General features: G+C 40.0%; 18 protein-coding genes and 1 tRNA gene. 8 read left to right on the top strand and 11 right to left on the bottom strand.

The features are described from left to right. Nucleotides 1–155: 155 nt before the first annotated feature. The 5 genes from IQ264_RS12600 to IQ264_RS12620 all read right to left on the bottom strand — a co-directional run bounded on the left by IQ264_RS12600 (nt 156) and on the right by IQ264_RS12620 (nt 6,006). A complete protein-coding gene (locus tag IQ264_RS12600; protein ID WP_193981131.1) occupies nt 156–1,025 on the bottom strand; it encodes a hypothetical protein in 870 nt (289 codons plus the stop codon). An 84-nt stretch (nt 1,026–1,109) separates the two neighbouring features. Next, nucleotides 1,110–3,776 (bottom strand): phage/plasmid primase, P4 family, encoded by a 2,667-nt coding sequence (locus IQ264_RS12605; protein WP_193981132.1) that lies wholly within the window; start codon nt 3,774–3,776, stop codon nt 1,110–1,112. A 16-nt stretch (nt 3,777–3,792) separates the two neighbouring features. Continuing rightward, nucleotides 3,793–4,122, bottom strand: coding sequence for a hypothetical protein (locus IQ264_RS12610; RefSeq protein WP_193981133.1), 330 nt, complete (start codon nt 4,120–4,122; stop codon nt 3,793–3,795). 440 nt (nt 4,123–4,562) lie between these two features. After that, nucleotides 4,563–5,759: a site-specific integrase gene (locus IQ264_RS12615; protein WP_193981134.1), complete on the bottom strand. Its 1,197-nt coding sequence runs from the start codon at nt 5,757–5,759 to the stop codon at nt 4,563–4,565. A 175-nt stretch (nt 5,760–5,934) separates the two neighbouring features. Further along, nucleotides 5,935–6,006, bottom strand: a tRNA-Gly gene (locus tag IQ264_RS12620). A 233-nt stretch (nt 6,007–6,239) separates the two neighbouring features. On the opposite strand from IQ264_RS12620, the gene IQ264_RS12625 reads away from it, so the two are divergent. From IQ264_RS12625 to IQ264_RS12645, 5 genes are all read left to right on the top strand, one after another. Continuing rightward, nucleotides 6,240–7,112 carry an Npun_R2479 family HD domain-containing metalloprotein gene (locus tag IQ264_RS12625; protein WP_193981135.1) on the top strand — a complete coding sequence of 291 codons (873 nt, stop codon included), beginning with the start codon at nt 6,240–6,242 and terminating at the stop codon, nt 7,110–7,112. Nucleotides 7,113–7,115: 3 nt separating this feature from the next. Then, a complete protein-coding gene (locus tag IQ264_RS12630) occupies nt 7,116–8,231 on the top strand; it encodes an ABC transporter permease (RefSeq protein ID WP_193981136.1) in 1,116 nt (371 codons plus the stop codon). Nucleotides 8,232–8,402: 171 nt separating this feature from the next. Further along, complete coding sequence (locus IQ264_RS12635) at nt 8,403–9,710, top strand: pentapeptide repeat-containing protein (protein WP_193981137.1); 1,308 nt, start codon at nt 8,403–8,405, stop codon at nt 9,708–9,710. An 11-nt stretch (nt 9,711–9,721) separates the two neighbouring features. Then, complete coding sequence (locus tag IQ264_RS12640) at nt 9,722–10,324, top strand: class I SAM-dependent methyltransferase (protein WP_193981138.1); 603 nt, start codon at nt 9,722–9,724, stop codon at nt 10,322–10,324. Between the two features lie 86 nt (nt 10,325–10,410). Beyond that, on the top strand, nt 10,411–11,304 hold the full coding sequence (locus IQ264_RS12645; RefSeq protein ID WP_193981139.1) for a succinate--CoA ligase subunit alpha: 894 nt from the start codon (nt 10,411–10,413) through the stop codon (nt 11,302–11,304). Nucleotides 11,305–11,377: 73 nt separating this feature from the next. On the opposite strand, the gene IQ264_RS12650 is transcribed toward IQ264_RS12645, so the two are convergent. The 6 genes from IQ264_RS12650 to IQ264_RS12675 all read right to left on the bottom strand — a co-directional run bounded on the left by IQ264_RS12650 (nt 11,378) and on the right by IQ264_RS12675 (nt 19,289). Then, nucleotides 11,378–13,048, bottom strand: a complete 1,671-nt coding sequence (locus IQ264_RS12650; RefSeq protein ID WP_193981140.1) for an ABC transporter permease — start codon at nt 13,046–13,048, stop codon at nt 11,378–11,380. 78 nt (nt 13,049–13,126) lie between these two features. After that, complete coding sequence (locus IQ264_RS12655) at nt 13,127–14,851, bottom strand: ABC transporter permease (RefSeq protein WP_193981141.1); 1,725 nt, start codon at nt 14,849–14,851, stop codon at nt 13,127–13,129. A 52-nt stretch (nt 14,852–14,903) separates the two neighbouring features. Then, nucleotides 14,904–15,854 carry an ABC transporter ATP-binding protein gene (locus IQ264_RS12660; protein WP_193981142.1) on the bottom strand — a complete coding sequence of 317 codons (951 nt, stop codon included), beginning with the start codon at nt 15,852–15,854 and terminating at the stop codon, nt 14,904–14,906. Nucleotides 15,855–16,327: 473 nt separating this feature from the next. Further along, nucleotides 16,328–16,975 carry a DUF3386 domain-containing protein gene (locus IQ264_RS12665; protein ID WP_193981143.1) on the bottom strand — a complete coding sequence of 216 codons (648 nt, stop codon included), beginning with the start codon at nt 16,973–16,975 and terminating at the stop codon, nt 16,328–16,330. Between the two features lie 139 nt (nt 16,976–17,114). Continuing rightward, a complete protein-coding gene (locus IQ264_RS12670) occupies nt 17,115–18,833 on the bottom strand; it encodes a GAF domain-containing sensor histidine kinase (protein ID WP_193981144.1) in 1,719 nt (572 codons plus the stop codon). 225 nt (nt 18,834–19,058) lie between these two features. After that, a complete protein-coding gene (locus IQ264_RS12675; RefSeq protein WP_193981145.1) occupies nt 19,059–19,289 on the bottom strand; it encodes a hypothetical protein in 231 nt (76 codons plus the stop codon). Between the two features lie 309 nt (nt 19,290–19,598). Here IQ264_RS12675 and lepA point away from each other — a divergent pair, with 309 nt between their 5' ends. The 3 genes from lepA (at nt 19,599) to IQ264_RS12690 (ending at nt 24,338) form a co-directional block, all read left to right on the top strand. Next, the gene (gene lepA, locus IQ264_RS12680) at nt 19,599–21,410 is read left to right on the top strand and encodes a translation elongation factor 4 (RefSeq protein WP_193981146.1); all 1,812 of its coding nucleotides are present in this window, start codon (nt 19,599–19,601) and stop codon (nt 21,408–21,410) included. A 401-nt stretch (nt 21,411–21,811) separates the two neighbouring features. Continuing rightward, nucleotides 21,812–22,765 carry a UDP-glucuronic acid decarboxylase family protein gene (locus IQ264_RS12685; RefSeq protein WP_193981147.1) on the top strand — a complete coding sequence of 318 codons (954 nt, stop codon included), beginning with the start codon at nt 21,812–21,814 and terminating at the stop codon, nt 22,763–22,765. 181 nt (nt 22,766–22,946) lie between these two features. Further along, the gene (locus IQ264_RS12690) at nt 22,947–24,338 is read left to right on the top strand and encodes a UDP-glucose dehydrogenase family protein (RefSeq protein ID WP_193981148.1); all 1,392 of its coding nucleotides are present in this window, start codon (nt 22,947–22,949) and stop codon (nt 24,336–24,338) included. Nucleotides 24,339–24,356: the final 18 nt, after the last annotated feature.

Here is a 24,356-nt window from a genome sequence, read left to right on the forward strand (position 1 = left end):
AACTACCGCAGTCCCAGTAGCTAGGAACATCCGAAGAAGCATAGCTTAATCTTACTCTAAGTTATACGCCTAACTTTAAATCTTAATCTAAACGGTTATCAACCCATCCAAGCAACCAAAATTGGAGAGACTTAACCAAACGAACCCATAGAACCCTAATGATTGCGTTTGTCCCGGATCGCCTCTAACCGATCTAACGCCGCATATAAATCCCGGTTAATTTCCTTTTGGTATCTAGCAAACAATTCTGGGTTTTGTAATGCTTTACTATTTTCTTGTGCTTTAGCGATCGCTTGGCTATTAGTTTCTATTTCTATTAGTAATTGCTTAATCTCCTCTCTCCTTTGTTTAGCCAGTTCGCTCAACCTAACAACACGGTTAATTACCTCTGATAAATCAGCCTGAGATTTTTGTTTAAAACTCTCCAAATTTGCAGACAACCACTGCATCAAATTATCTTGGTAATGATAAACTGTAGCTATTCTAAGTTTCTGAAAGTAATTATTACGTAACGTATTAGAAAAAGCTTTTAACATATCATTCCGGCTTTGCTTCCTGGAATAATCTAAATCATGCTCTAAATCATCAATCAACCCTTTTAAAATACTTGCTTCTTCTAATAGAAATACTTTTAAAGGAACTCGGTTTTCTATATAATCAAAATCATCTAAATTGATTTTCGGGGGAATCACCACATCAGAAAAATTGTTTGCCTGTTGCTGCTTCAAAATCTCTAAATTAGCGATCGCCGCTTCCGCATTCCACAACCGATACTGTTTCAACATTCCCATTGCTACTTGCTGAATCAAGAAATGCTCAACAGGGTTTTTCGGTTGATAATAGTTAATCAACTCTTGAATTAATCCCTCAAAGGTTGAGAAATCTTCTGTAACTAACAAAGGCGGTTGTTTTGCTAATAGTCCATGCTTTTGAGCATTGCGACTGGCGATCGCTTTACCTTTAGATGTCACAGCACCTTTAGACTTTGCACCATTATTCCGGCAAACTTCTGGATTAGCTACCATTTCTACATCTCAATATAAAACCAAAAATCACTAAAATAAATAGTCAGGAGTCAAAGCTAATGACTCCTTTTAGTAACACCTTACCTAATCTTCCCCTGATTGAATTTGTTCTTGGTTCCAGATATATCTTTTCTCACCAGTATCAAGTTCAGCTTGCCAAAATCTACAATTTTTTTTGGGGTCATTATGTGATTGAGGAACAGCAATTAAAGTAGCTGGTTGCCAGCTTTCATTATGCAAAACCTTTACCTTATCTCCTACCTTTGGTTGCCAATTTACTACTAGTAAATCTGGGTTAGAGTTGATTACTCGATCGTCAGTAGTGGGTGGAGTACGATTCCCGAAGGGATTCTCCTGCGGAGACGGTTCCCGAACGCGAAGCGAATCGCTAATTTGTCCAATATTATCGGACAGATTCGAGACACTTGAAGGGATAGTCGAGACAGTTGTAACCGTTGTGGCGACTGAGTTAGGGACAGTTGTAGACGGTTGGGAAGAAAAATCTTTTTCTTTTTCTTTATCCTCTACCTGCTCATACTCAAACTTTAACTGCTCAGAAGTTTTAAAACTTATTAACTCCAACTGTCTACAACTATCCCTATCCCTTGCAGCATCAGGCTTTGAACTGTCTCGACAACTGTCTGTTAACTGTCTCGGAACTATCCCTAAATGAGCCGCAACATTGAACTTACTCATATCAGGAATAGTGTAGTAATAACAGCCATTAATTTTTCCTTCCGAACGCTTGCATTTCATTGTATGGATGGTAGCAGCAAACTTAACATTACTTTTTGGCTGATTTTCGTTTTCTCTACACCACTGCTGATAACTCTTATAAAGATCTCCAGCTTTGATGCTACCCTTTCCGTTTGGGAATACTTCACAAAGAAATCTATATTCTGGGTTATTAGTTTCAAATCGTTCAATGCTAGCTTTTTGCACCACTTTAATTCTGCCAGCAGACAAAATACGCTGTTTCATTTCATCAGCAGAAATCTCATAACACCAAGCGAAAATTCCTGATAATTCCCTTTCCAGTTTTTTAGATAGATTGGTATCCACAACATCTGGCGAACGATTAAACGGAATAACAGTTAATCGTCTATCCAATCCTTCCGAACCATCAGGAACTGGAATAAAGGCGTTATATGCTCTCACAACCAACACTCCTAAACGAATTGTTGCTAGATTTTGATACAGCTTTTTCACTTGCACTGGTTCATTACTGACAACCTTGTTATATGCTCCTATATCTTTCAAAAAGCCAGAAGCATCATAGTCAATTGCCAAGTCTTTATCTATTAATTGACCTAAACCTACGGCATTTTTAAAAGTCTCAGCACTAGCAGAACCAACATTTTCCGAACCAACTAAATTTGTTAGTACATCCAGAGTTGTTCCTTTCCCAGTACCCTTTTGACCGAAAAAATCAAACGACTTTTCAACCTCTGCCTTTTTATCTTTACGTCTGGGTAATACCGCATAACGAAATAAAGCTTGAATCAAGTTTATTCGTTCTCGATCGCCCTCCATTGCTTGATTAAGAAAATTCAGCCAAGTAGGACATTTAGCTGATAAATCAAAAGGATAGGGACGTACCTTAATCAGCCTGTCATAAGGATCGTGACTGGGAGTAAATTGCCCGGAAACAGTATCCAGAGTGCCATTAGTAAACGCAATCTTACCAAAAGGACTCCAAGACTCATCTCTAACTAATAAACGCGATCGTAGTTCCCTAACAACTGAACTTATCAAACTAGAACCACGCTTTTTCCAATTCTGAGCATCCATGAACCGAGTCAGAACTTCCTCAAACTCTTCTGGACTTCTCAATTCCCAATGAGTTTTCCGCCATTCATACCAACCAATATTCGGTCGGAATGCCCAATTCTCTTTTAAAACAGACCAAGCTAATATTGCTTGGTAGTGACTATCCGGTTCTGTCAGCCTAAGAAATACCTCCTTCTCCTCTGTCTCTTCATCTTTGATCTTTAATACAAATGGAGTTGGTTTTGCTTCCTTACCAAGAACTCTTAGAGCATCAATTCCGTGTCTAACAATAAAATCATCCAGTCCATTTTTAGAACCATCGATCTCATTGGGTAACAAGACGAAGTAAGGAACAGCACCTTGTTCAGATAAGTAGTAAGCACGTTTAGCTAAAGCTAATTGAACCGGAATTTTCTCTACAATGTCAGAATCAAAACATTGATTTACCCGACGATTCTGCCAATTAATCTCCGATAATTCTGGTAAAACACGGGATGATTTTAACTCGCCTTCACCTTCACGAGGACAGCGATCGACCCATCCATCAACGCCACTAAAAGCGATCGTTGCTAGTCCATTTGCACAACTACAATCCCCCTTCTTCTCTCCCTCTGTTTCCCAAAGATCAACTTTGGTAGATTTAGCAACTGCTTTCCAATTAGAGTAAAGACGCGAGAAGTAAGGACGGCATCCATGACCTTTAGGGCTAAGATACTTAGGGCTATCTTCAGTCTTAATGTTTCCCCACTCAGGCTTAATACGATAGAAGGCTTTACCATCCGATCTAAGGAATGGTTTACCATCTAAATCGCAATATTGAAAGATTAATCCAGGTAACTTATACCCTACCAACTCATTAGCCTTTGCCTTATTCACTGAGAAATGACCTGCAACAGCAATTTGTTCCTCAGTTAATCCAGAAGCTTGTAACTCTGCAAAGTGTTCCTTTCTCAAATTGGGATTAGAACTCATATCTTCCATTGATATATCCCCCAAACTATTGACGTTGCTCAAAGTTTGAAGAAATACGCCGCCTTTTTCTCTCATTTGACGGCAATGAAGAAAGATAAGCTTCAATTGCTCTCTGGTGAATTTGGGGATTGTTATGATTCTGAAGCCAGTCTTTGATCAGAAAAAAGTTATAGCGAACTACCCTGGAATTCAGTTTTATCCAATGAATACCCTCAATCCAACGTCCTGTCAGACGATATTGCTTTAGCGTTTCACAAGATAACCCTGTCAAGTCTGCGATCTCTTGCTTTCCGACAAAGCGAAAACCCCTCTGGTCAGGGATCAAATCACCTGCTAAATTATAATTTGTACGCATAAAAGTTGTTCCTTCTTACTATGGTGTACACTTCAATCCTTTGGTTGTAGCCTGTTGCAGCAGGTTGACATACTCCCAAAAGATTGAGAATTGAGGAGAAAAAATTATGAAGAAAGCGCCCTATCTCTGTCAAAGCTGGGGTGCTTTTTTCAAATTGAGCTAATTGCCCTATAAATGAATTTGCTTTTGACATAAATTAAGATGGCATACTTTAGACATTCCTTGATATTTTCAGTACAACTAAAAATAAATATAACTACCGAAAAAAGCCCATAACAAAAGTTTTTCTAAAAATACCCAACAATTTAATAAAGATTTAATATTAATAGGCTATGTTTTAGCCAAGTTATGTATAAAAAGATTTCTAGAATATCATAAAAATAAGAAAAGACTCAATTTTATTTGAGTCTTTAGACTATCTATTTATTAAGAAACTTGGATTAAAATTCGGGAACGAATAACTCTCGTTTGTTACCTGCATAGTGGCGATAGATAATTTCTGGAGAATTCCCTACTAACCGAGCTACATCCTTGGCATCTAGTTTGCCAGTTTCGAGAGCATGAGTAATAAAAGTATGACGGGTTTGGTAAAGTTTCCGGTACTCAATACCTAAACCCTTTAATACAATTTTCCATGTTCGGTTCCTAAAATTATTTAGATCGACAGGTTTACCTTCTGGAGAGGGAAAAATTAAGGATTCTGGGGTAGCATCTTTAGGCTTGATAGACTTTAACATTGTCCTGAGAGATTCATTGCAAGGAAACCTTCTCCTCTCTTGAGTCTTTAATCCTTCCCTAAACTGTTTACCAGAGTCAGTGTTAATTACAGCTTGTTCAAAAGTAATGTACTTGAAGTCAGCAGAAATATGCTTCCACTGGAGACCGATCGCTTCTGAAGGTCTACAGCCTGTAGCAAAAAGAAGCTTAATTAAAGGAGCATAGCGACTGTGTTTAAACCCTGATTTTGCGGGACAGAAGCGATCGCTTTCTATTGCCTGAATAATTGCATCCCTTTCTTCTAATGTAAAAGGATTAATATCATTAATTCCTTCACTCTTAGATGATTTAGGTAGTTTAATTTCTGTTGCCATTCCCTCGAAAGGATTTTCAGAAATCATTCCAGACTTGATTGCCCAACTACAACAAGCCGCCAAGCGAGTAATAAATCGTTTCCCTGAATCTAAGGGGATTGATTGCAGTATATAATCTCTAATTTCGTTGGCTTTATCTAAATCATGAGTTGGTAATTTCTTAAGATAACCAGAGTAAACACCATACATATACTTCATAGTATTAGGTGAACACTGTGGGCGCTTGTACTCAACAAACTTTTCCCAAAGATCAGTTAATGACGCTTTGGGTGTAACGATGGGTGTAACGTCCGGTGTAACTGTGCTGAGTGCTGAATGTGGTTTGTACTTAGCCAGAGTTGGGTCAAAGTTTCCAGAGATAATATCTAGCTCTATTTGTCGTGCCTTTGCTTCTGCTGCTTTGCGGTTTACCTGAGTATCTACTAGATTCATGCTCAGATAATGCCTCTTCTCTCCATATCTAAACCTTAGTTGTAAACGACCGTGTGAAGCTATAACTTGAACAGTACCCTTAGAAGCCTTTGTCGTATTGGGTTTTGAGTGCATGGTGTACTTCCTTTTAGTCGATTTGATTACACCCAAATTACACCCAAATTACACCCAAAGTCACCTGAAACAACCCAATCTTTACCCAAATTTTAGAACTAAAGTACTATGATACAGTCAAATTAAACAGCTTAAAACCCTTATATTGCTTGATTTTCAACTGTTTTAGCCTGTAAGCGGGTGATGGGACTCGAACCCACGACATTCAGCTTGGGAAGCTGACGTTCTACCACTGAACTACACCCGCAGAGTGATTTTTATAGAATAGCATTTTATTTGGCGATCGGGTGGTTTCAACCATCTACCCAAAGACTTGTAAAAAAGCTAACTTTGATATTAGCTAGGTTGCGTTACTATATTATTCAACTAATAAATCTCCCTGTCTTACTGGCTAGATTTCACATGAAATTATTTAGCAACTCAACCGTAATTAAGAGCAAATACCTGTAAATCAATACCAAGAACCAGCGGGAAACTAGAATGTTCAATGCTACACAAATTCTCATCGACACTTTCGTAGAACAACTGCGAGAAGGATACCGCCGCACCTACGGAGGATTAAAGACTGACTACGAAGATATTATCGGCTGGGCTGGTAGCATGGCACTAGAAAATATTGCCAACAGCGATGCCCTTTATCATAACGTAGAGCATACTATCTTAGTAACTTTGGTAGGTCAGGAAATTTTACGTGGTAAACATATCCGCGAAGGTGGAGTTTCCTGTGAAGATTGGTTGCACTATATCATTTCTTTACTATGTCATGATATTGGTTACGTTAAAGGAGTTTGCCGTCAAGACAAAGAGGAAGAAGGACTTTACGCCACTGGTAAAGATGGCGGAATGGTAAAATTAGCTCCTGGTGCTTCTGATGCTAGCCTTACACCTCATCATGTCGATCGCGGAAAATTGTTTATTACTGAACGCTTTGGCGGACATAAATTAATAGACGCAGACGTAATTAAACGCAGCATTGAACTGACTCGTTTTCCTGTACCTTCAGCCGAAGATCATCAGGATACAGTTAATTATGCAGGTTTAGTCAGGGCGGCGGATTTAATCGGTCAACTTAGCGATCCTCGCTATCTGAAAAAAATCACTTCTCTATACTATGAATTTGAAGAAACAGGAGTGAATAAAGCCCTCAATTATCGTCATCCGGGAGACTTGCGGCGCAACTATTCTAAGTTTTATTGGAATGGAGTTTTCCCTTTTATCAAAGATGCGCTCCGTTATCTACAATTAACACAGCAAGGTAAGCAAATAATTGCTAATTTATACTCAAATGTGTTTGTAGTGGAACATGAAAAAGCTGAAGAAGAAAGAAGGCAATTAGTAGAACAACTTAATTAAATTATGAATTGGTGGCAAAAATTACAAAGTAACTTTCTGGCAAAATGTGGCGCACTTTTGTTGTTATTATTCTATGTGTCAGTAATAGCGGCAGATTTTGTTGCGCCTTACGATCCTTATGCTTCTCAGCCTAATGGATCGCTACTACCACCAACACAAATTTATTTACAAACTCCCCAAGGTAAGTTTATCGGGCCGCACGTTTATCCGACAACTCAAGGGCCAGTGGAATTGGCAACAGGCGATCGCAAACTCACAGTAGACTGGGAAAAACCTTCACCATTACGTTTATTTGTTCGCGGTTCAACTTATAAATTATTTCGCATAAGTCTGCCTTTGCCACCACCAAGAGATGAAATCGTAATCTTTCCGGGAATTCCTTTAGATTGGCACTTATTTGGTACAACTGGAGAAGGCAAATTTAACCTTTTAGGCACAGATGAACAAGGACGCGATCAATTTAGCCGCTTAGTTTATGGTGGCAGAATTAGCCTAAGTATTGGTTTAATCGGCATTGCGATTTCCTTTCCTTTGGGAATGTTAGTTGGGGGAATTTCTGGTTACTTTGGCGGTTGGGTAGATAGCATTTTGATGCGTATCGTAGAAGTTTTAATGACTATTCCCAGCATTTATTTGTTAGTTGCCCTTGCCGCAGTATTACCACCAGGTTTAACTAGTTCGCAACGATTTTTACTCATTGTTGTAATTACCTCATTTGTTAGTTGGTCTGGTTTAGCTAGAGTAATTCGCGGACAAGTTTTATCACTTAAAGAGCGAGAATTTGTCCAAGCTGCTAAGACAATGGGCGGTAATCCTTTCTATATTATTGTTCGTCATGTCTTGCCCCAAACCGCAACTTACATAATAATTTCTGCTACTTTGGCAGTTCCTGGTTTCATCGTTGCTGAATCTATTTTGAGTTTAATTGGTTTAGGAATTCAGCAACCAGATCCTTCTTGGGGAAATATGTTGACATTGGCAACGAATGCTTCTATTTTAGTGTTGCAACCTTGGTTAATTTGGCCGCCAGCTTTACTAATTGTGTTAACAGTTTTGGCTTTTAACTTGTTAGGAGATGGGTTGCGCGATGCTTTAGATCCTCGAACTCAACAAAGATAACTCTCTCGTACTTATGGAGGAAAATCCTGATTTTGCGGAATAGGGACTTGGGACTGGGGTTCCTGATAAATCGCTTATTCCGCGAATTAATCAGGGTTACTTCTAATTTTATGTCCGAAAGAGTTGTTTTTCTATTATTAAGATTATCGTCAATATAAAATCCAAAATCGAATGACTAAACAGCCTGATTCTTTCTCCAACCAACCAGTTTCTATTTCGCCAGTAGATAGCCCTAATGGTAGTAATAGTCAAGCTACTCAAGTTGAAAGGACGCATAGCGAAGCGGATTCATTGTTGTATAAACCTTACACAAATTTACCAGCTATTACATCAGGAAAAACTGAAAATTGGACTCCTCCACCTACCTCAGCATTGGTAGTGATTATAATGGCGATCGCACTAATGTTCGCCGGATTAATTATTCACAATTTCTGGGTGGGAATCTCCGGTTCAATCGTCGCTTTGCTATTATCAATTCGGCTGTTATGGTCGCCTTTAAAGAACTGGTTGAATCAATTTCTACCCCAGAAAGAACGAATAGTATTGTTTTTGGGAGTCTGTGGCATATTAGCGATCGCTGGATTACTAAATTACTTGGGAGTCTATCACTATATTGGGGCTTGGTTTAGCACAGTTAACTGGGAAGCTTCTGGCGCGTTAGCAGAATGGTGTGGTGCATTAGGACAAATTTCGATCGCCGTTCTCGCTGTCTACGTCGCATGGCAACAATACGTCATCTCCCGCGACTTAACAATCGAACAAAATCGACTCACCAACCAACAAAACTTAATCACTCAACAACAAACAATCGACGCTTACTTTCAAGGAGTTTCTGATTTAGCATTAGGAGAAGAAGGCTTATTAGAAGATTGGCCTCAAGAAAGAATCTTTGCTGAAGGTCGTACTGCTGCCCTACTTAGTAGCATAGATGCCACAGGTAAAGCTAAAGTCCTCCGGTTTTTATCCAGGTCGAGATTACTTACCCCATTGCGCCGAGATCAACATTTAGGTCGTCCGATTTTAGATGGAATGGGTGGTTATCAAGAAGACCGCCAAAATGGGCTGCGGGTAATCGATTTAGGAGTAATGTTAGCAGGAGCAGACCTTTCCGGTACAGACCTGCGTTGGACAGACTTGAGTGATGCAAACTTAGTCAGAGCTAATCTTAACGGTTGTGATTTAGTCCATGCTAATTTCACCCGGACAATTTTATTTGAAGCTAATCTTTCCGGTGCGGATTTGAAAGGAGTAAAGTTTTTTTACGGGAAATTAGAAACAGCTTCTCCTCGCAGTCGCAGTTTAATTCCTGACTTTCAAACAGGTGCTTATACTGGGGCGGTAGTAGAAGATGCTGATTTTACCAATGTGCATAGATTATCAGAAGAACAGCGTTACTATTGTTGTGCTTGGGGAGGAGAAAAAACTAGATCTACTATTTCGGGTGGATGTCGAGATATTCCCAATTTATTAGGACGTTAGACAAAAACCAGATGGAGCCATATAATACAGCAGCCCTATACGATCGAATTGCCCAATGGTGGCAGATTCAGCATCAAGATTCGCTATATGGAATCGCACAATTAGAACGGGCGATCGAATTTACTGCCAAGAGAAACGCAGCTATTGACATAGGATGTGGAAGTAGTGGGCGTTTTATTAAAATTTTATCCCAGCATGGATTTTTGGCTGAGGGACTTGATATTTCCAGAGAAATGATCGATTTAGCCAAACAATTGCATCCAGAAATTACATTCTATCGAGAAGACATCTGTTGTTGGCTCCCTGAAAAACTTTACAGCTTGATTTCTGCTTGGGACAGCACTTTTCATCTGCCACTCAATATGCAAGAACCTGTGATAAAAAAGCTATGCGATGCGCTTGAAGCTGGGGGAGTAGTCCTGTTTACCTGCGGTGGCGGACATACAAGTGCTGAGATTTCTGGGTCATTTCAAGGTCAGGATTTTGAGTACAGCACTTTGGGGGTAGATGCTTTCCTGCGGATTCTTTCTGAGCATCAGTGTACCTGCCGCCATCTTGAGTATGACCAATTTCCTGAAAATCATGTTTATATCATTGCTCAAAAAACCTCATAATTCGTTAATAACTAACTGTTAAACTGTAGAAGTTATGATAAAGCGCATAAAAAATAAAGCACTTTGAGGGTGCGAAACACCTAATTATGAAACTTAGCCCAGAAGATAAAGTATTAATTCAAGGTATCAACGAACCTCTCGCTGCTATCCATGCGGTTCGGATGAAAGCTTATGGTACTAATGTAGTGGCTGGAGTTAGTCCTGGAGAGGGCGGACAAGCATTAGATGGGATTCCGATTTTTGACTTGGTGGAACAAGCTGTGTCAGAAGTGGGTGCGATCGACACTACAATCATCTTTGTCCCGCCTTATTTAGCTTTAGATGCGGCACTGGAAGCGATCGCAGCGAATATCCATCAAATTATCATCATTACACAGGGAGTTCCACCCTTAGATATGGTTTCCCTGCTGCGAAAAGCTGAAGCAACAAATACCTTAGTTGTTGGGCCAAATTCTTTGGGCATCATAGTACCAGAAAAAGTCTTATTGGGAACCTATCCAGTAGAATTTTACACTCATGGTTCAGTGGGAATTATTAGCCGCAGTGGTACACTAACTTCTGAAGTAGCATTAGAGCTGATGAAAGCAGAATTAGGTCAATCTATTTGCGTCAGCATTGGTAGTGATAGTATTATCGGTTCTTCCTTATGGGAATGGTTGAAAATATTAAATGAAGATAAAAGTACAAAAGCGATCGCCTTAGTCAGTCAAATAAATGACGGCATCGAAGAAACAGCTGCCCAATACATTAAAGAAAAAATCGAAAAACCCGTAGTTGCCTACATCGCCGGACGTTTAGGCCCAGCCCGCAAACGCCAACTTCACGCCAGCGACTTAATAGTTTCCCTACCAATTTTAGGCACCGATCCTGAAAGTACAGAGAATATTATTGCTACTTTTAGACAAGCCAAAATCCCAATTGCCGATCGCCCTTCCCAAGTTCCCGAACTAGTCAAAAAAGCCCTAAAAATCAAACCTTAAATCAACTCGTATGGTGCGTATAACGGCATTTAAGAAAAGTGACAACGTAACGCACCATGCCCAAATATTGTAGCTAAACTTCTCTCAACAAAGCCTTAGTCGCCGACTCCCCAATCACCTTTAACTGTCGATTTAACTGCCCATTCAACAAAGCAAAAATCCCTAATTGACAGATAAAAGCAGTAAAGATAGTTCCTATTGACGCATCTTTAACAACAGCCCAAGGGAAAGCAGTAAACAGCCAAAACAGAGGAGCTTTAGCAGGAGAAAGTGATAAAATACTCAGAAAAATTGGCGGCAAAACTACTAAAGCAATGATTACACCAGCCGCCCATTGCATCCGTCTTTTAGCTCGCATTAGCAACATTAATTGTAGGATAGTGGCATAAATTAATGTCAAAGTCATGGTAACTGCCAGCATAGCAATTATTGACATTAAGTTAAGTTTATTAGGACTTAAAACAATCCAGACAGACAATATTATTAAACTATTAAGTAGATTAATTGCTATTGCCAAAATAGCCGGACTATTTTCTGCCCAAATCAAATCTTTGATTAAATCCCGACTCCAAAAACCCCAACGATTTGTCATTCTTTCCCGTCGATATCGCGCCCAATCTTGTAAAGCTTGTCGCTGCGGAGATAAAGCCGCCATTAAACCTAAGAATAGTAATTGATTCAAAACCAGCAGAATAAACAAATTGTTTTCTGGTGAATATGAAAATCTACTCACTTGTAGTGCAAAACCCAAAGCCATTACTTCTATACAAGATACCAGTAAATAACTTTGACTTTTGCTAAGAATAGTCTTACTTGGATTATGGAAACGACGCTGCAAACCTTGCCAAATCCAGTAACTCCACAAGGCATAATTAAACAGCGAAAAACTAATAGCTGCCACAGCATTGTTACCCAATGCTAAGTAAAACCATTGCCAATCATTTAAGTACAAATAGGAAAAAGAAAAGCTATCTTGTACTAAACTTGTATTCACCACATAAGGCAGAATTCTATAAGGAGAAAACATAGTTATCCAATCTGCTGGGGTGTTAGATATCGGTATAAAACAAGTTGTCCAGAGAAACATTAAAGCTAAACTGCTACCTAACCAAGGTTGAAACCCACTAAACCCAGAACTAAACAAACCAAATAGCAAACTGCCGCTGTAAAAGAAAAAGCAACTGGCAATAATAACTGCCCAATAAATCAGAATTGCTATTAAAGGAATGCCAGCAGAAATTCCCGCCCAAAAATGTAAAGGTAAAGCTGAAATAACGAAGACATAAAGTAAAAAAGGAACACCGAGAATTTTACCTAATAAAATACTTTGGCTACTGCGAGGACTGAGGCGAATAAAATTCAAAGTTCCATTTTTTTCTTCCTTAGCTAAGTCGCTAATTAGCATATATGTACCTGCGATTAACAGGATAAAAATGCCAATTACACTCAGAACTGTAAATATTTCTATCCACCAAAATTGCCAGTTAACGACAAAATTGCCTAAACTATCTTGGAGGCATTCTTGAGAAACTCCTGTACAATATTTGTTGTAAATTTTGTTATCTGGGCTCAGATAGCGATCGTCCGTAGGCAAACTTCCCATAGCTATCATTAACATCATAAATTGCCCTAATAGGGAAATGATAGCGGCAATAATCACATTTCGTGGTTTGAAGCGTCCTTTAATTTCCCGCCACATTTGGGGATTCAAATCACCAATTCTGTCTAACAAAGTTAATTTCATTTTGTTTCCTTGCATTTATAATTACTTATTTGTCAGTGGTTATTGGCAGAAATTTTCTAACCAATAACCATTAATTTTTTACAGGGTTTTTGAGGGTAAAGCCCGTCGTTCCTGTAACAAAGCTTTAGTTGCAGATTCTCCAGCGAGGCGTAACTTTTTGGTTAATTGTACGGTCAATAATCCCAGGATAGTCCATTGTCCTAAAGCGGCGACCAAAATTTCCATTGCTGGTGTTTCTTCCCAGTAGGTTGCTATGGGTGCTAATACGGAAAAGTACCAGAGAAAACCCCAACTTTTGTCAGGATTGATTTGGAATACCGCTAACACAATTAGGGGCAGAAAAATGGTGGCGCTTAGGGTACCAAGCGCCCAAATAATGTTGTTTTTAATGCGAACAAACAACAATAATTGAGTGAGGACAGCATAAAGCATGACCAAAGTAAATGCGAAAGCTAAACTGATTAAAGTAGCGATTTTATACTTGTATTCTGCATCTGAACTTAAACTCCATAAGCTGATGGGTGCGATCGCAATTCCTAAATTAATAGCTATTGCTAACAACGCAGGGCTTTTTTCCCCAAAAATCAAATCTTTAATTAGGGATTTACCCTGATTTTGATATCGGTAACGTGCCCAATCATGTAACACTTGACGCTGGGGTGAAAGAATGGCAATTAAAACCATAAACAGCAGGAAGTTTAAGCTACATAAAAACATGAAGTGCTGGAAAAGCCAGTCTTTATTTGAAAGATGATCGTAGGTATATCCTGGTACGGTAAATCCGATTAAGGAAATCTCAAAACAAGCCGTTATTAAGTAACTTTGACCTTTGCTAAGAATGGTTGTACTTGGGTTACGAAAACAGCGGTTTAAACCTTGCCAAATCCAATAACTCCAAAGCGCAAAATTGAGCAAAGAGAACAACAGGAGAATCGTCCATGTTTCCCCAATTGGTAAGTTATACCACTGTAGATCAGGTGATTCTGTCAGATACTTGTATTGATATAGATAAAAAGAACTCTTGAATACATGAGGGATTAAATCAAATGGCGTTAGTACTCTTAGCCAAGAAATTGGGCTATTTAGGGGAGCATAGGTAAACAAGTAATTTAGCCAAACAAAACCTAAGATGACACCACTACCTAACCAAGGTTGAAAACCTACTAACCAATTACTCACTAAAGAATAGAGTAGTGCTGTGCTATAAAATAAAATGCAGCAAGCAATAACAGCACAGTCAAAACCTAGAATTTCACCCAACGGAATGTGTGCTGATAATCCCGTCCAAAAATGCAAGGGAAGTGCGAACAAGATGGCGAGATAAAGCAAAATGGGAACGCCCAAAATTTTGCCGATTAAAATATTTTTGTTGGATTGGGGACTGAGGCGAATAAAATTTAAGGTTCCCCGCCGTTCTTCCTGAGATAAATCATTGATTAGCAGATAAGTCCCCGCTACTAATAGGGAAAAGATGCCAACCCAACTCAAGAAAACGAATATATCTCGATTCCAAAGTTCCCAGTTGATAATAAAGTTGCCAAAACCATCTTCAAAACATATAGAACTTGAGGAATAATCATAAGTACGTTTTCCTGTACAGTATGTGTTGTAAATGGGGTAAGTCTTTTGTCCCGGAAGAGGTTCAGCGGGAAGTTGAGTTAAGAAATACTGAAAAATCAAAAATTGAGTGAACAGGGAAATAGCTACACTAATTATGAGATTCCGAGGTTTAAGGCGACCTTTAATTTCTCGCCAAATTTGGGGATTCAAATCTCCTATTTTGTCGATCGAATTACTTGCCATTTTTCATCCTCTGTATATTTATAATTAGGATTTCACCAATGACTAATGACGGTTAAGATGCTTGTTTGTGACCCATTTTTAAGAAGATGCTTTCTAAATCTTCTTGGGTACAATGGAATTCGTTTAAGGGAATGCCAGCTTTAACTAGCGATCGCAACAGCCTAGCACAATCTTCTGGCGTACCGCCAAAATCAACCCTTACCTGATTAGTTCCTGACAAAACTTCATATCCTTCTACTAATGGATAATTTTTCAACTCTGATAACAGCGCCTCTAATTTTCCCAAAGTAGAGATAATAATTTGCTGGCGACTAAGACGGCGATAAAGTTCTGCTAAACTCGCACTTTCCACCAAATATCCCAACTCCATAATTCCCACAGAAGTACAAAGTTCTGCCAAATCACTGAGAACATGGGAGGAAATTAAAATTGTCATTCCCGCTTCTTGCAAAGTTTTAATGATTTCCCGAAACTGCATTCTAGCGATCGGATCTAACCCTGAAACAGGTTCATCTAATAAAAGTAAAATCGGTTCGTGAATAATCGTTCTCGCCAAACTTAATCGCTGTTTCATTCCTCGCGACAAAGTGTTAATTGGACTATTGCGCTTATTAGTTAGCTGCACCAATTCCAAAACTTCATATAGCCTATGACTGCGCCGAGGTTCCCGCAATCGATAAAGTCGGGCAAAATAATCCAAATAATCCCAAACTGTCAAATCATCATAAAGCGGAAAATCATCAGGAAGATAACCGAGTCGCTGCTTCAAAGTTGGATTACTTTGATCGCGCATTAACCTGTCACCATTAATATAAATTTCTCCAATACTCGGTTCTTCCGCCGCCGCCAACATTCGGATCAGCGTCGTTTTCCCTGCACCATTCGGCCCAATTAAACCATAAACTTCTCCTGCCTTGATCTCTAAATCAACATCATTGACAGCAATGTAGCGATCGAATTGCTTAGTCAGTCCACGAGTACAAATTGCCAGTTCTTTTGACATGATTGTTTGGGACAAAAAATTTTCCGTACCTTTCTCAGCTGAGGATGCCCACCTGAACCAAGAATTTTGTCAACCAAGGTTGACAAAAATTTCCCAGAAACCGACATCGCCAACGAAGATCAATATATCCAGGTCAACTTCACCTATGCAGGCAAAGCATTAGCCTTGCTCTACACTTTGCGATCGACCTATTCCAGAAGAGGCTCCAGGGGCTCCAGGGACTCCAGGGGCTCCAGGGGACGAGGGGACAAGGAGAAATTACATTAGCTCAAAACTCTTTCCAGGGCGGGCTTTGCGGTTCAATTTACTGTTACGACACAGATATCTTACTAAACCCGCCCCTACAACTCAAAACTCGATCGGGATTGACAAGATTTCAGGATGGAGAGGATTTACAGATTGACTAATCCCGTTCATCCTGTAAATCAAATAATCTTGGTCAAACTTTCCTAGTCCCCAGTCCCCAGTACCCTTTAAACTACAGCAGGTTCCAATAGCTTAACGTTGGAATATTTAAACTCGGTAGTTGTTTGCTGTCCTTGTTCATTGGAACGGACTACTTGATGAGTCATGATGTAGTAGTTACCAATTTTTTCGTAGTCGTCTTCAAATTCCAATTGATTAGTTACTTCGCCTGTTTGCGGATTGCGGAAAATGGCATCATAACGAGAGGCAATGTAACCTTCGCCAGTATTCTTGCTTTCATGGGTATCAATGGTAAAGGCAACTCTACCCATAACCCGACTAACTTGGCAAATTTCTGTACCGCGAATCTTATAATTTGAGCCCATCGCGTCGCCTTTAACCAAAATTTCCATCGCGCCTGTAGAGTCAGTTTCACCTAAGCTAAACTCGTTTTTGCCATGCGCTTGTTCAAAGTTACCCCGTTTGCGGTGAGTAATTACGTCCCGCATCTGAGTATAGATGCTTTCTTTTACTTGTTCGTCTTCGACACCGCTAACTTCTACAGTCATGTCACGGTTAACTCGCACTTTTCCGGTGTAAACTTCATTTCCCTGCTTAAGTTGAATATCAGCACTGAAGCCGGGAAATTCAGTGTCCCAAGTGTAACGGTTTTCGTAAGCACTACGAAATAGATCCTTCGCACTCTTCTCAGTCACGGAACTCTCCTTGGAAGATCTCTACTCTTTCTTAGTTTAAAGGGTTATTAGGGAAAGGCAGAAGGCAGAAGGCAGAAGGCAGAAGGCAGAAGGCAGAGGACACAAGTAAAAATTCCCCTTGTCCCCTTGTCCCCAGTCCCTATTGATTAGAAGTAAGTACTGGGTCTTGATACAATGGCACGGTAAAAGTGACGGTTGACCCCAGCCCTTCGCCCATGCTGTAGAATTCGACTTCTCCCTTCATTGCTTCGATGAGTTTTTGGGAAATGTAAAGTCCAAGTCCGGTACCGCCGTATTGTCTGTTATGTCCGCCGTTGACTTGGCTGAAGGATTGGAAGAGTCTACCTTGTTTTTCTAAGGATACGCCTATTCCTGTATCTACGACACGAACGATCGCCATTGCTGGAACTTCTTGGTTATTGGCAGGTTTTTTCCGCTGCACTTCGGCGCTAATCATCACTCCGCCTTCATGAGTAAATTTAATCGCATTTCCTACCAAGTTCAACAATACTTGTAATAATCTTTGGTAGTTACCATTGAGGATGATTTTGTCTCTGGTGGCTGGTTTTTGAATGCGGAAGCTGAGATTTTTCTGTTGTGCTTGAGTTTTGGTAAAGTCTTCGACGTTACTAAATAACTCTTCCAAATCTACAGGCCCTAGTTCTAATTCCATTTTGCCAGCTTCAATTTTGGCAATATCTAAAATGTCGTTAATAACGCTGAGTAGGTGTAAGGCTGAACGATAGGCTTCTTCGATGAACTCCGTTTGTTCTTCAGGATCGTCAGCCATGCCTTCTAAAACTAATTTGAGGAAGCCCAGCATCCCGTTTAGGGGTGTCCGCAGTTCGTGGGATGTGTTGGCTAGAAATTCACTTTTTAAGCGGGAGGCTTCTTCGGCTTGTTGTCGGGCTTGTTCTAGTTCATGGTATAGGGTAGCATGAGCGATCGCACTGCCCACCAAATCCGCCAACTCCCGCATTAATTCTATTTCGTCCAGAGTCCACTCACGGTTTTCTTTATAGTCGTAAAGTACGATCAAACCGTTCGGTTTATCTTGGTAGAAAGTCGCGACTGCTAATTTGGATTCTGGTTGTTCTGGAGTGTTCCACCCTTGTTCTATTATTGGTTCTAGAGATTCTATTACTTGGGTGAGATCGGCTGATTCAGAAATTTTAATTTTTTGCCCCAGTAAAGAACTTACTGATTCTGAGCGATATTCTGCCTTAACGGAAGCTTCCATAATATCGCTTTTGTAAGCGCAAATCACACAGCGACTGACATCTAATCCCTGACCTAAATCATCTACTGTTCTTTGCCAAATAGTATCTAAATCTAAGGTGCGGCGAATGTTGCGAGAAATTTTTCTAATCAGTTTTTTATAGTGTTGCCCCCAGTGTAATGCTGATGCTTTGGCTGTGGTAGGCATTGTCTTCAAGGGACAGGCAATTTCTTCTGGCAGTTGCCTACCCATAACTAATACTTTAGTTGCTGAGCCATCTGCTAGTAATATAGGACTAACTATTAAATCAAACTTAAATTTATGCTCTTGGTACTGAAATTCACAGCAAAAACGTTCTGGTAGCTGATGTTCCAGGATTTGTTGAATTCTTTCTAGGTAAGGCGCAGCTGCTACGGGGCCAAAATTTTCATTTAGGCAGCTATTGACGATCGCTTCTGGATTTAGTTGATATTGTTCTGCTTGTTGCCAATCAAAGGAAAGGTATTGGCCTGTAGCTTCTTGAACATATACTAACTCTGATCCCAATCCCTGTAAACCGCTCGCATGGTTTGTCCCAGCGGAATCTGATTTACCGTAAGACGCTTTTTGCCAATTCTCTATATTAATAGGCACGCTCATTGGAGTCGGTTGCAATTTTTTTAACTTTAAAATCAGGAGATGTCGCCAATAGCACCCTGTTCGATCATATTAGCTTGGTGTAGCCTTATCGCTTGCCAGCATCCGCTTAGCGCATATTGCATTAGCGACTCAGTTTCAGTTACTTCACCATCACTAATTCGAGTTTATATCCTTCGCTCCAGAAAGCCAAATTTTTTCCTTTGCGGACATTGCGGACATGGTGCATCAATCATTCCACTCGCCACGAGGCGGTACGGGCATTCTGTTGATGGTGCGAGTTAATTCGTCATCTCTTTGGTTAACTCCTCCTTTCAACCATTGTCGAATTGCTGCTTCAATCACTTTGCTGGGATCGTTGGTTAAATGTTCCAACTGACTCAACAAGTCTGAATCTAGGTGAATTGATATTTCCACCTTTTCATCTGAACGCCGGGGATCAAGAACAGGGTCTTTCATTTGCAAGTGTATATACTGAACTATAGTACCAGCCCTAAACAGGGTATCATCAGTTTAGACTGACTCGCCACTATATCAAAGCGGTCAGTTTACACTACGTTATGCAGTGGCTAGGGATATTTTCTAACAATTTTACTGCTTAGAATTAAGTGTACTTGAGTTATCCTCAAGCTGAACCCTTATTATAGCGTGTTAGCAACTGAGGAAATAGCTATTTCTGTGACGCTGCGCTAGTTGAATATTAAAATATCTTAAGGAAGATATCGATTTTTTGATTGAAGTTCTGCGCCCCATCTTTGAGCGAAGTTTATGACTGACGTGCCCGTTTCTCGAATTCGGAATTTTTGTATTATTGCCCACATCGATCACGGTAAGTCAACCTTGGCTGACCGCTTGTTACAGGCTACCGGAACGGTAGCTGCACGAGATATGAAGGAACAGTTCCTGGATAATATGGAATTGGAAAGAGAACGGGGTATTACTATTAAGCTGCAAGCTGCCCGGATGAATTATAAAGCTAAGGACGGGCAAGATTACGTTCTCAATTTAATTGATACTCCCGGTCATGTGGATTTTTCTTATGAGGTGTCGCGGAGTCTCGCCGCCTGTGAAGGGGCTCTGCTGGTGGTGGATGCTTCTCAAGGTGTAGAAGCGCAAACCTTGGCTAATGTTTATTTGGCGCTAGAAAGTAACCTGGAAATTATTCCGGTTTTGAATAAAATCGATTTACCTGGTGCAGAACCGGAACGGGTAAAAAAAGAAATTGAAGAGGTGATTGGTTTAGATTGTAGTGGTGCGATTTTGGCTTCGGCAAAAGAAGGTCTTGGGATTACGGAAATTCTAGAGTCGATCGTACATTTGGTGCCACCACCTCAAGCTACTGTTGAAGAACGTTTACGAGCGTTAATTTTTGATAGTTACTATGACAGTTATCGTGGGGTAATTGTTTATTTTCGTGTGATGGATGGGCGGGTGAAAACAGGCGATCGCGTTCGCTTAATGGCAAGTGGGAAAGAATACGAAATCGACGAATTAGGTGTACTTTCTCCTAACCAAATTCGCGTTGACGATCTCCACGCTGGAGAAGTTGGTTATTTAGCAGCTGCCATTAAAGCCGTAGAAGATGCCCGTGTCGGTGACACAATTACTTTAGCAACTGCGGCAGCAAAGGAACCATTACCAGGTTATACTCAAGCTAAACCAATGGTATTTTGTGGAATGTTTCCCACCGATGCCGATCAATTTCCTGACTTGCGTGAAGCCTTAGAAAAGCTAAAGTTAAATGATGCCGCTTTGTCTTATGAACCGGAAACTTCCAGCGCAATGGGTTTTGGTTTCCGTTGCGGTTTCTTGGGTTTATTACACATGGAAATTGTCCAAGAAAGGCTGGAAAGAGAATACAATCTAGATTTGATTATTACCGCTCCTTCGGTAGTTTATAAAGTCACAACTAACAAAGGAGAAGAGTTATTAATCGATAATCCTAGTACTTTGCCAGACCCGCAATTTCGAGAGCAAATTGAGGAACCTTATGTGCAAGTAGATATGATTACACCGGAAGAATATGTCGGAACTTTGATGGAATTAGGTCAAAGCCGACGCGGTGTTTTCAAAGATATGAAATACTTGACTTTAGGGCGGACAACTTTAAGTTATGAATTACCTTTGGCGGAGGTTGTTACTGACTTTTTCGATCAAATGAAATCTCGATCGCGTGGCTATGCTAGCATGGAGTACCATTTGATTGGTTATCGCGTGAATACTCTGGTGCGATTGGATATTTTGATTAATGGCGATCCAGTAGATTCTTTGGCGATGATTGTTCACCGCGATAAAGCTTATTATGTCGGTCGAGCTTTGGTGGAAAAGTTAAAAGAATTGATTCCTCGTCACCAGTTTAAAATCCCATTGCAAGCAGCAATTGGTAGCAAAGTAATTGCTAGCGAACATATTCCCGCATTGCGAAAAGATGTGTTGGCTAAATGTTATGGTGGTGATATTTCCCGGAAGAAAAAGTTGCTGCAAAAACAAGCTAAGGGCAAAAAACGCATGAAAGCAATTGGTACAGTAGATGTACCCCAAGAAGCTTTTATGGCAGTGTTGCGCTTGGATAAAGAATAAGTGGGAATTAAGCAATAAAAATGAAAGCAGAGGCTCATACAGTCATCTGTTTTCATTTCTAATCCTTCATAATTTTATGACTAAATCATCATTAATTTAAGAATTATCAACAAGTATGAAGAAGTTGTTAGTTTATTTGATTGTGGGATAAAGATTTAATGAATTGCATGAATAAAGGTAACTTTTTGTTGAATAATCTGCTAGTGTTTTTACTTAAGCAGTTAATTTTGATTGAACAAAAACAGCAGTTATACTAGGAACTCCATCAATTATGAATTGATATCAAGCTCGACAAGTATCTTTGAATGAAAAGATAATTATAGACTGATGGATATCGATGGAGTTATAGTTGTAACAGCGGGATTAGCTGCTTAAAATAACCTACAGCTTACTGAGAAACTATGAGAATTTTGGTTACAGGTGGTGCCGGATTTATTGGTTCCCATCTTATCGATCGCTTGATGACACAAGGTCATGAAGTATTGTGCTTAGATAATTTTTATACCGGACATAAACGTAATTTGCTGAAGTGGTTAGATCATCCATATTTTGAACTGATTCGCCACGATGTTACTGAGCCAATTCGTTTAGAAGTGGATCAAATTTATCACTTAGCTTGTCCGGCTTCTCCGGTACATTATCAATTCAATCCCATCAAGACGGTAAAAACAAATGTGATGGGAACATTGAATATGCTGGGTTTAGCCAAACGGGTAAAAGCGAGATTTCTATTAGCTTCTACCTCAGAAGTATATGGCGATCCAGACGTACATCCCCAAGTAGAAGAATATAGAGGAAATGTAAATACGATCGGAATTCGCTCATGTTACGACGAAGGTAAGCGAATCGCTGAAACATTAGCTTTTGACTATCACCGCGAAAATGATGTGCAAATTCGGGTAGCGCGGATTTTCAACACCTACGGCCCTAGAATGCTGGAAAATGATGGTCGAGTGGTGAGTAACTTTGTCGTTCAGGCTTTGCGAGGAATTCCTTTAACAGTTTACGGTACTGGTTCGCAAACCAGAAGTTTCTGCTATGCTTCTGACTTAGTAGAGGGACTAATGCGGTTAATGAATGGAGAACATACTGGCCCTGTAAACTTGGGAAATCCAGACGAGTATACTATTTTAGAGCTTGCACAAAAAATTCAGCAAATGGTGAACCCAGATGCAGAGATTAAGTACGAACCTCTACCACAGGACGATCCCAGACAAAGACAACCGGATATTACCAAAGCGAAAACTTGGTTGGGATGGGAACCTACTATCCCGCTGCAAGAAGGTTTGAAGCTAACAATAGAAGATTTTCGCGATCGCATCTACAATTCTCCAGCTTCAGCCGTTAGTAAATAACTTGGCGATGATAGCGATCGGATTGGGTGGTCTGGGTACTATAAATAAGTCCTGAATTGGACAATTCCCACCTAATACCGAAACAGCTTTCTGGCTATACCAGAAACCTAAAGGTTGGCTGAATAAATTTACTGAAGGCTGAAGATATACTCTGTAAAATTTGTTTTGAGGATGACGTAAAATGCGGGTTTGTGTAATTGGTACCGGATACGTCGGTTTAGTAACAGGCGTTTGCTTGGCACATATTGGACATGATGTAATCTGCATCGATAACAATGAAGAAAAAGTTAAGTTAATGAAGTCTGGACAGTCACCGATTTTTGAACCGGGACTGTCAGAATTAATGCAATCTGCGGCAAAAGAAGGAAAATTAGAATTTTCTTCCGATTTAGCTGCTGGTGTGAATCATGGAGAAATTTTATTTATCGCTGTGGGAACTCCACCGTTACCAACAGGTGAAAGTGATACTCGTTATGTAGAAGCAGTAGCTAGGGGAATTGGCGCTAATCTGAATGATGGCTACAAAGTAATTGTAAATAAATCTACCGTACCGATCGGTTCCGGTGACTGGGTGCGGATGATTGTCATGGACGGGATTAAAGAACGGCAAAAAGTACTCGTAGGTGCTGGTGGCGTTGTCAGCGATGAGGAAGTAGAAAAGATTGCCGCAGAATTTGATGTGGTGAGTAACCCAGAATTTCTCCGGGAAGGTTCAGCAGTTTATGATACTTTTAATCCCGATCGCATCGTATTAGGAAGCAATAGCGAAAAAGCGATGTCGATGATGGAAGCACTTTATTCTCCCATTACAGCGCGTAAGTATGCTGAAGATCCATCTTTACCACCTGTACCAGTGGTGAAAACTGATATCAACTCCGCAGAAATGATTAAGTATGCGGCGAATGCTTTCTTAGCAACTAAAATCAGCTTTATTAACGAAGTGGCAAATATTTGCGATCGCGTTGGTGCTGATGTTACCCAAGTTGCCAGAGGTATTGGTTTAGATTCTCGCATTGGCGGTAAATTCCTGCAAGCGGGAATTGGTTGGGGTGGTTCCTGCTTCCCGAAAGATGTTTCTGCTTTGGTTCATACTGCTGATGACTATGGTTATGAAGCACATTTGTTAAAAGCTGCTGTGAGTGTTAACCAACGTCAACGTTTAATTGCTGTAGAGAAATTACAGCAAGAATTGAAAATTCTCAAAGGTAAAACTGTTGGTTTGTTAGGTTTAACTTTTAAACCTGATACTGATGATATGCGCGATGCACCTGCATTGAATATCATCGAACAATTAAACCGCTTGGGAACAAAAGTTAAAGCTTACGATCCTTTGGTTTCTCAAACTGGTTTGCGTCATGGTTTAACTGGTGTAATTGTAGAAACCGACCCAGAAAGGTTAGCTGATGGTTGTGATGCTTTAGTTTTAATTACTGATTGGGCGCAGTTCCTTAGTTTGGATTACGCTAAAATGGCGAAACAGATGCACTCTCCAATCATTATTGATGGACGAAATTTCCTCAATCGCAAAACTATAGAAGCTGCTGGTTTCCGTTATGTTGGTATCGGCAGATAGCATTTTTCTTAACTAGCT

The organism is [Phormidium] sp. LEGE 05292 (assembly GCF_015207735.1).
In the GTDB taxonomy this organism is placed as follows: Bacteria; Cyanobacteriota; Cyanobacteriia; order Cyanobacteriales; family Aerosakkonemataceae; genus Floridanema.

What these genes read in the sequence shown, in the direction of transcription:
- IQ264_RS12600 (WP_193981131.1), bottom strand. Translation starts at nt 1,025, where the DNA reads ATGGTAGCTAATCCAGAAGTTTGCCGGAATAATGGTGCAAAGTCTAAA.
- IQ264_RS12605 (WP_193981132.1), bottom strand. Translation starts at nt 3,776, where the DNA reads ATGGAAGATATGAGTTCTAATCCCAATTTGAGAAAGGAACACTTTGCA.
- IQ264_RS12610 (WP_193981133.1), bottom strand. Translation starts at nt 4,122, where the DNA reads ATGCGTACAAATTATAATTTAGCAGGTGATTTGATCCCTGACCAGAGG.
- IQ264_RS12615 (WP_193981134.1), bottom strand. Translation starts at nt 5,759, where the DNA reads ATGCACTCAAAACCCAATACGACAAAGGCTTCTAAGGGTACTGTTCAA.
- IQ264_RS12625 (WP_193981135.1), top strand. Translation starts at nt 6,240, where the DNA reads ATGTTCAATGCTACACAAATTCTCATCGACACTTTCGTAGAACAACTG.
- IQ264_RS12630 (WP_193981136.1), top strand. Translation starts at nt 7,116, where the DNA reads ATGAATTGGTGGCAAAAATTACAAAGTAACTTTCTGGCAAAATGTGGC.
- IQ264_RS12635 (WP_193981137.1), top strand. Translation starts at nt 8,403, where the DNA reads ATGACTAAACAGCCTGATTCTTTCTCCAACCAACCAGTTTCTATTTCG.
- IQ264_RS12640 (WP_193981138.1), top strand. Translation starts at nt 9,722, where the DNA reads ATGGAGCCATATAATACAGCAGCCCTATACGATCGAATTGCCCAATGG.
- IQ264_RS12645 (WP_193981139.1), top strand. Translation starts at nt 10,411, where the DNA reads ATGAAACTTAGCCCAGAAGATAAAGTATTAATTCAAGGTATCAACGAA.
- IQ264_RS12650 (WP_193981140.1), bottom strand. Translation starts at nt 13,048, where the DNA reads ATGAAATTAACTTTGTTAGACAGAATTGGTGATTTGAATCCCCAAATG.
- IQ264_RS12655 (WP_193981141.1), bottom strand. Translation starts at nt 14,851, where the DNA reads ATGGCAAGTAATTCGATCGACAAAATAGGAGATTTGAATCCCCAAATT.
- IQ264_RS12660 (WP_193981142.1), bottom strand. Translation starts at nt 15,854, where the DNA reads ATGTCAAAAGAACTGGCAATTTGTACTCGTGGACTGACTAAGCAATTC.
- IQ264_RS12670 (WP_193981144.1), bottom strand. Translation starts at nt 18,833, where the DNA reads ATGAGCGTGCCTATTAATATAGAGAATTGGCAAAAAGCGTCTTACGGT.
- IQ264_RS12675 (WP_193981145.1), bottom strand. Translation starts at nt 19,289, where the DNA reads ATGAAAGACCCTGTTCTTGATCCCCGGCGTTCAGATGAAAAGGTGGAA.
- lepA (WP_193981146.1), top strand. Translation starts at nt 19,599, where the DNA reads ATGACTGACGTGCCCGTTTCTCGAATTCGGAATTTTTGTATTATTGCC.
- IQ264_RS12685 (WP_193981147.1), top strand. Translation starts at nt 21,812, where the DNA reads ATGAGAATTTTGGTTACAGGTGGTGCCGGATTTATTGGTTCCCATCTT.
- IQ264_RS12690 (WP_193981148.1), top strand. Translation starts at nt 22,947, where the DNA reads ATGCGGGTTTGTGTAATTGGTACCGGATACGTCGGTTTAGTAACAGGC.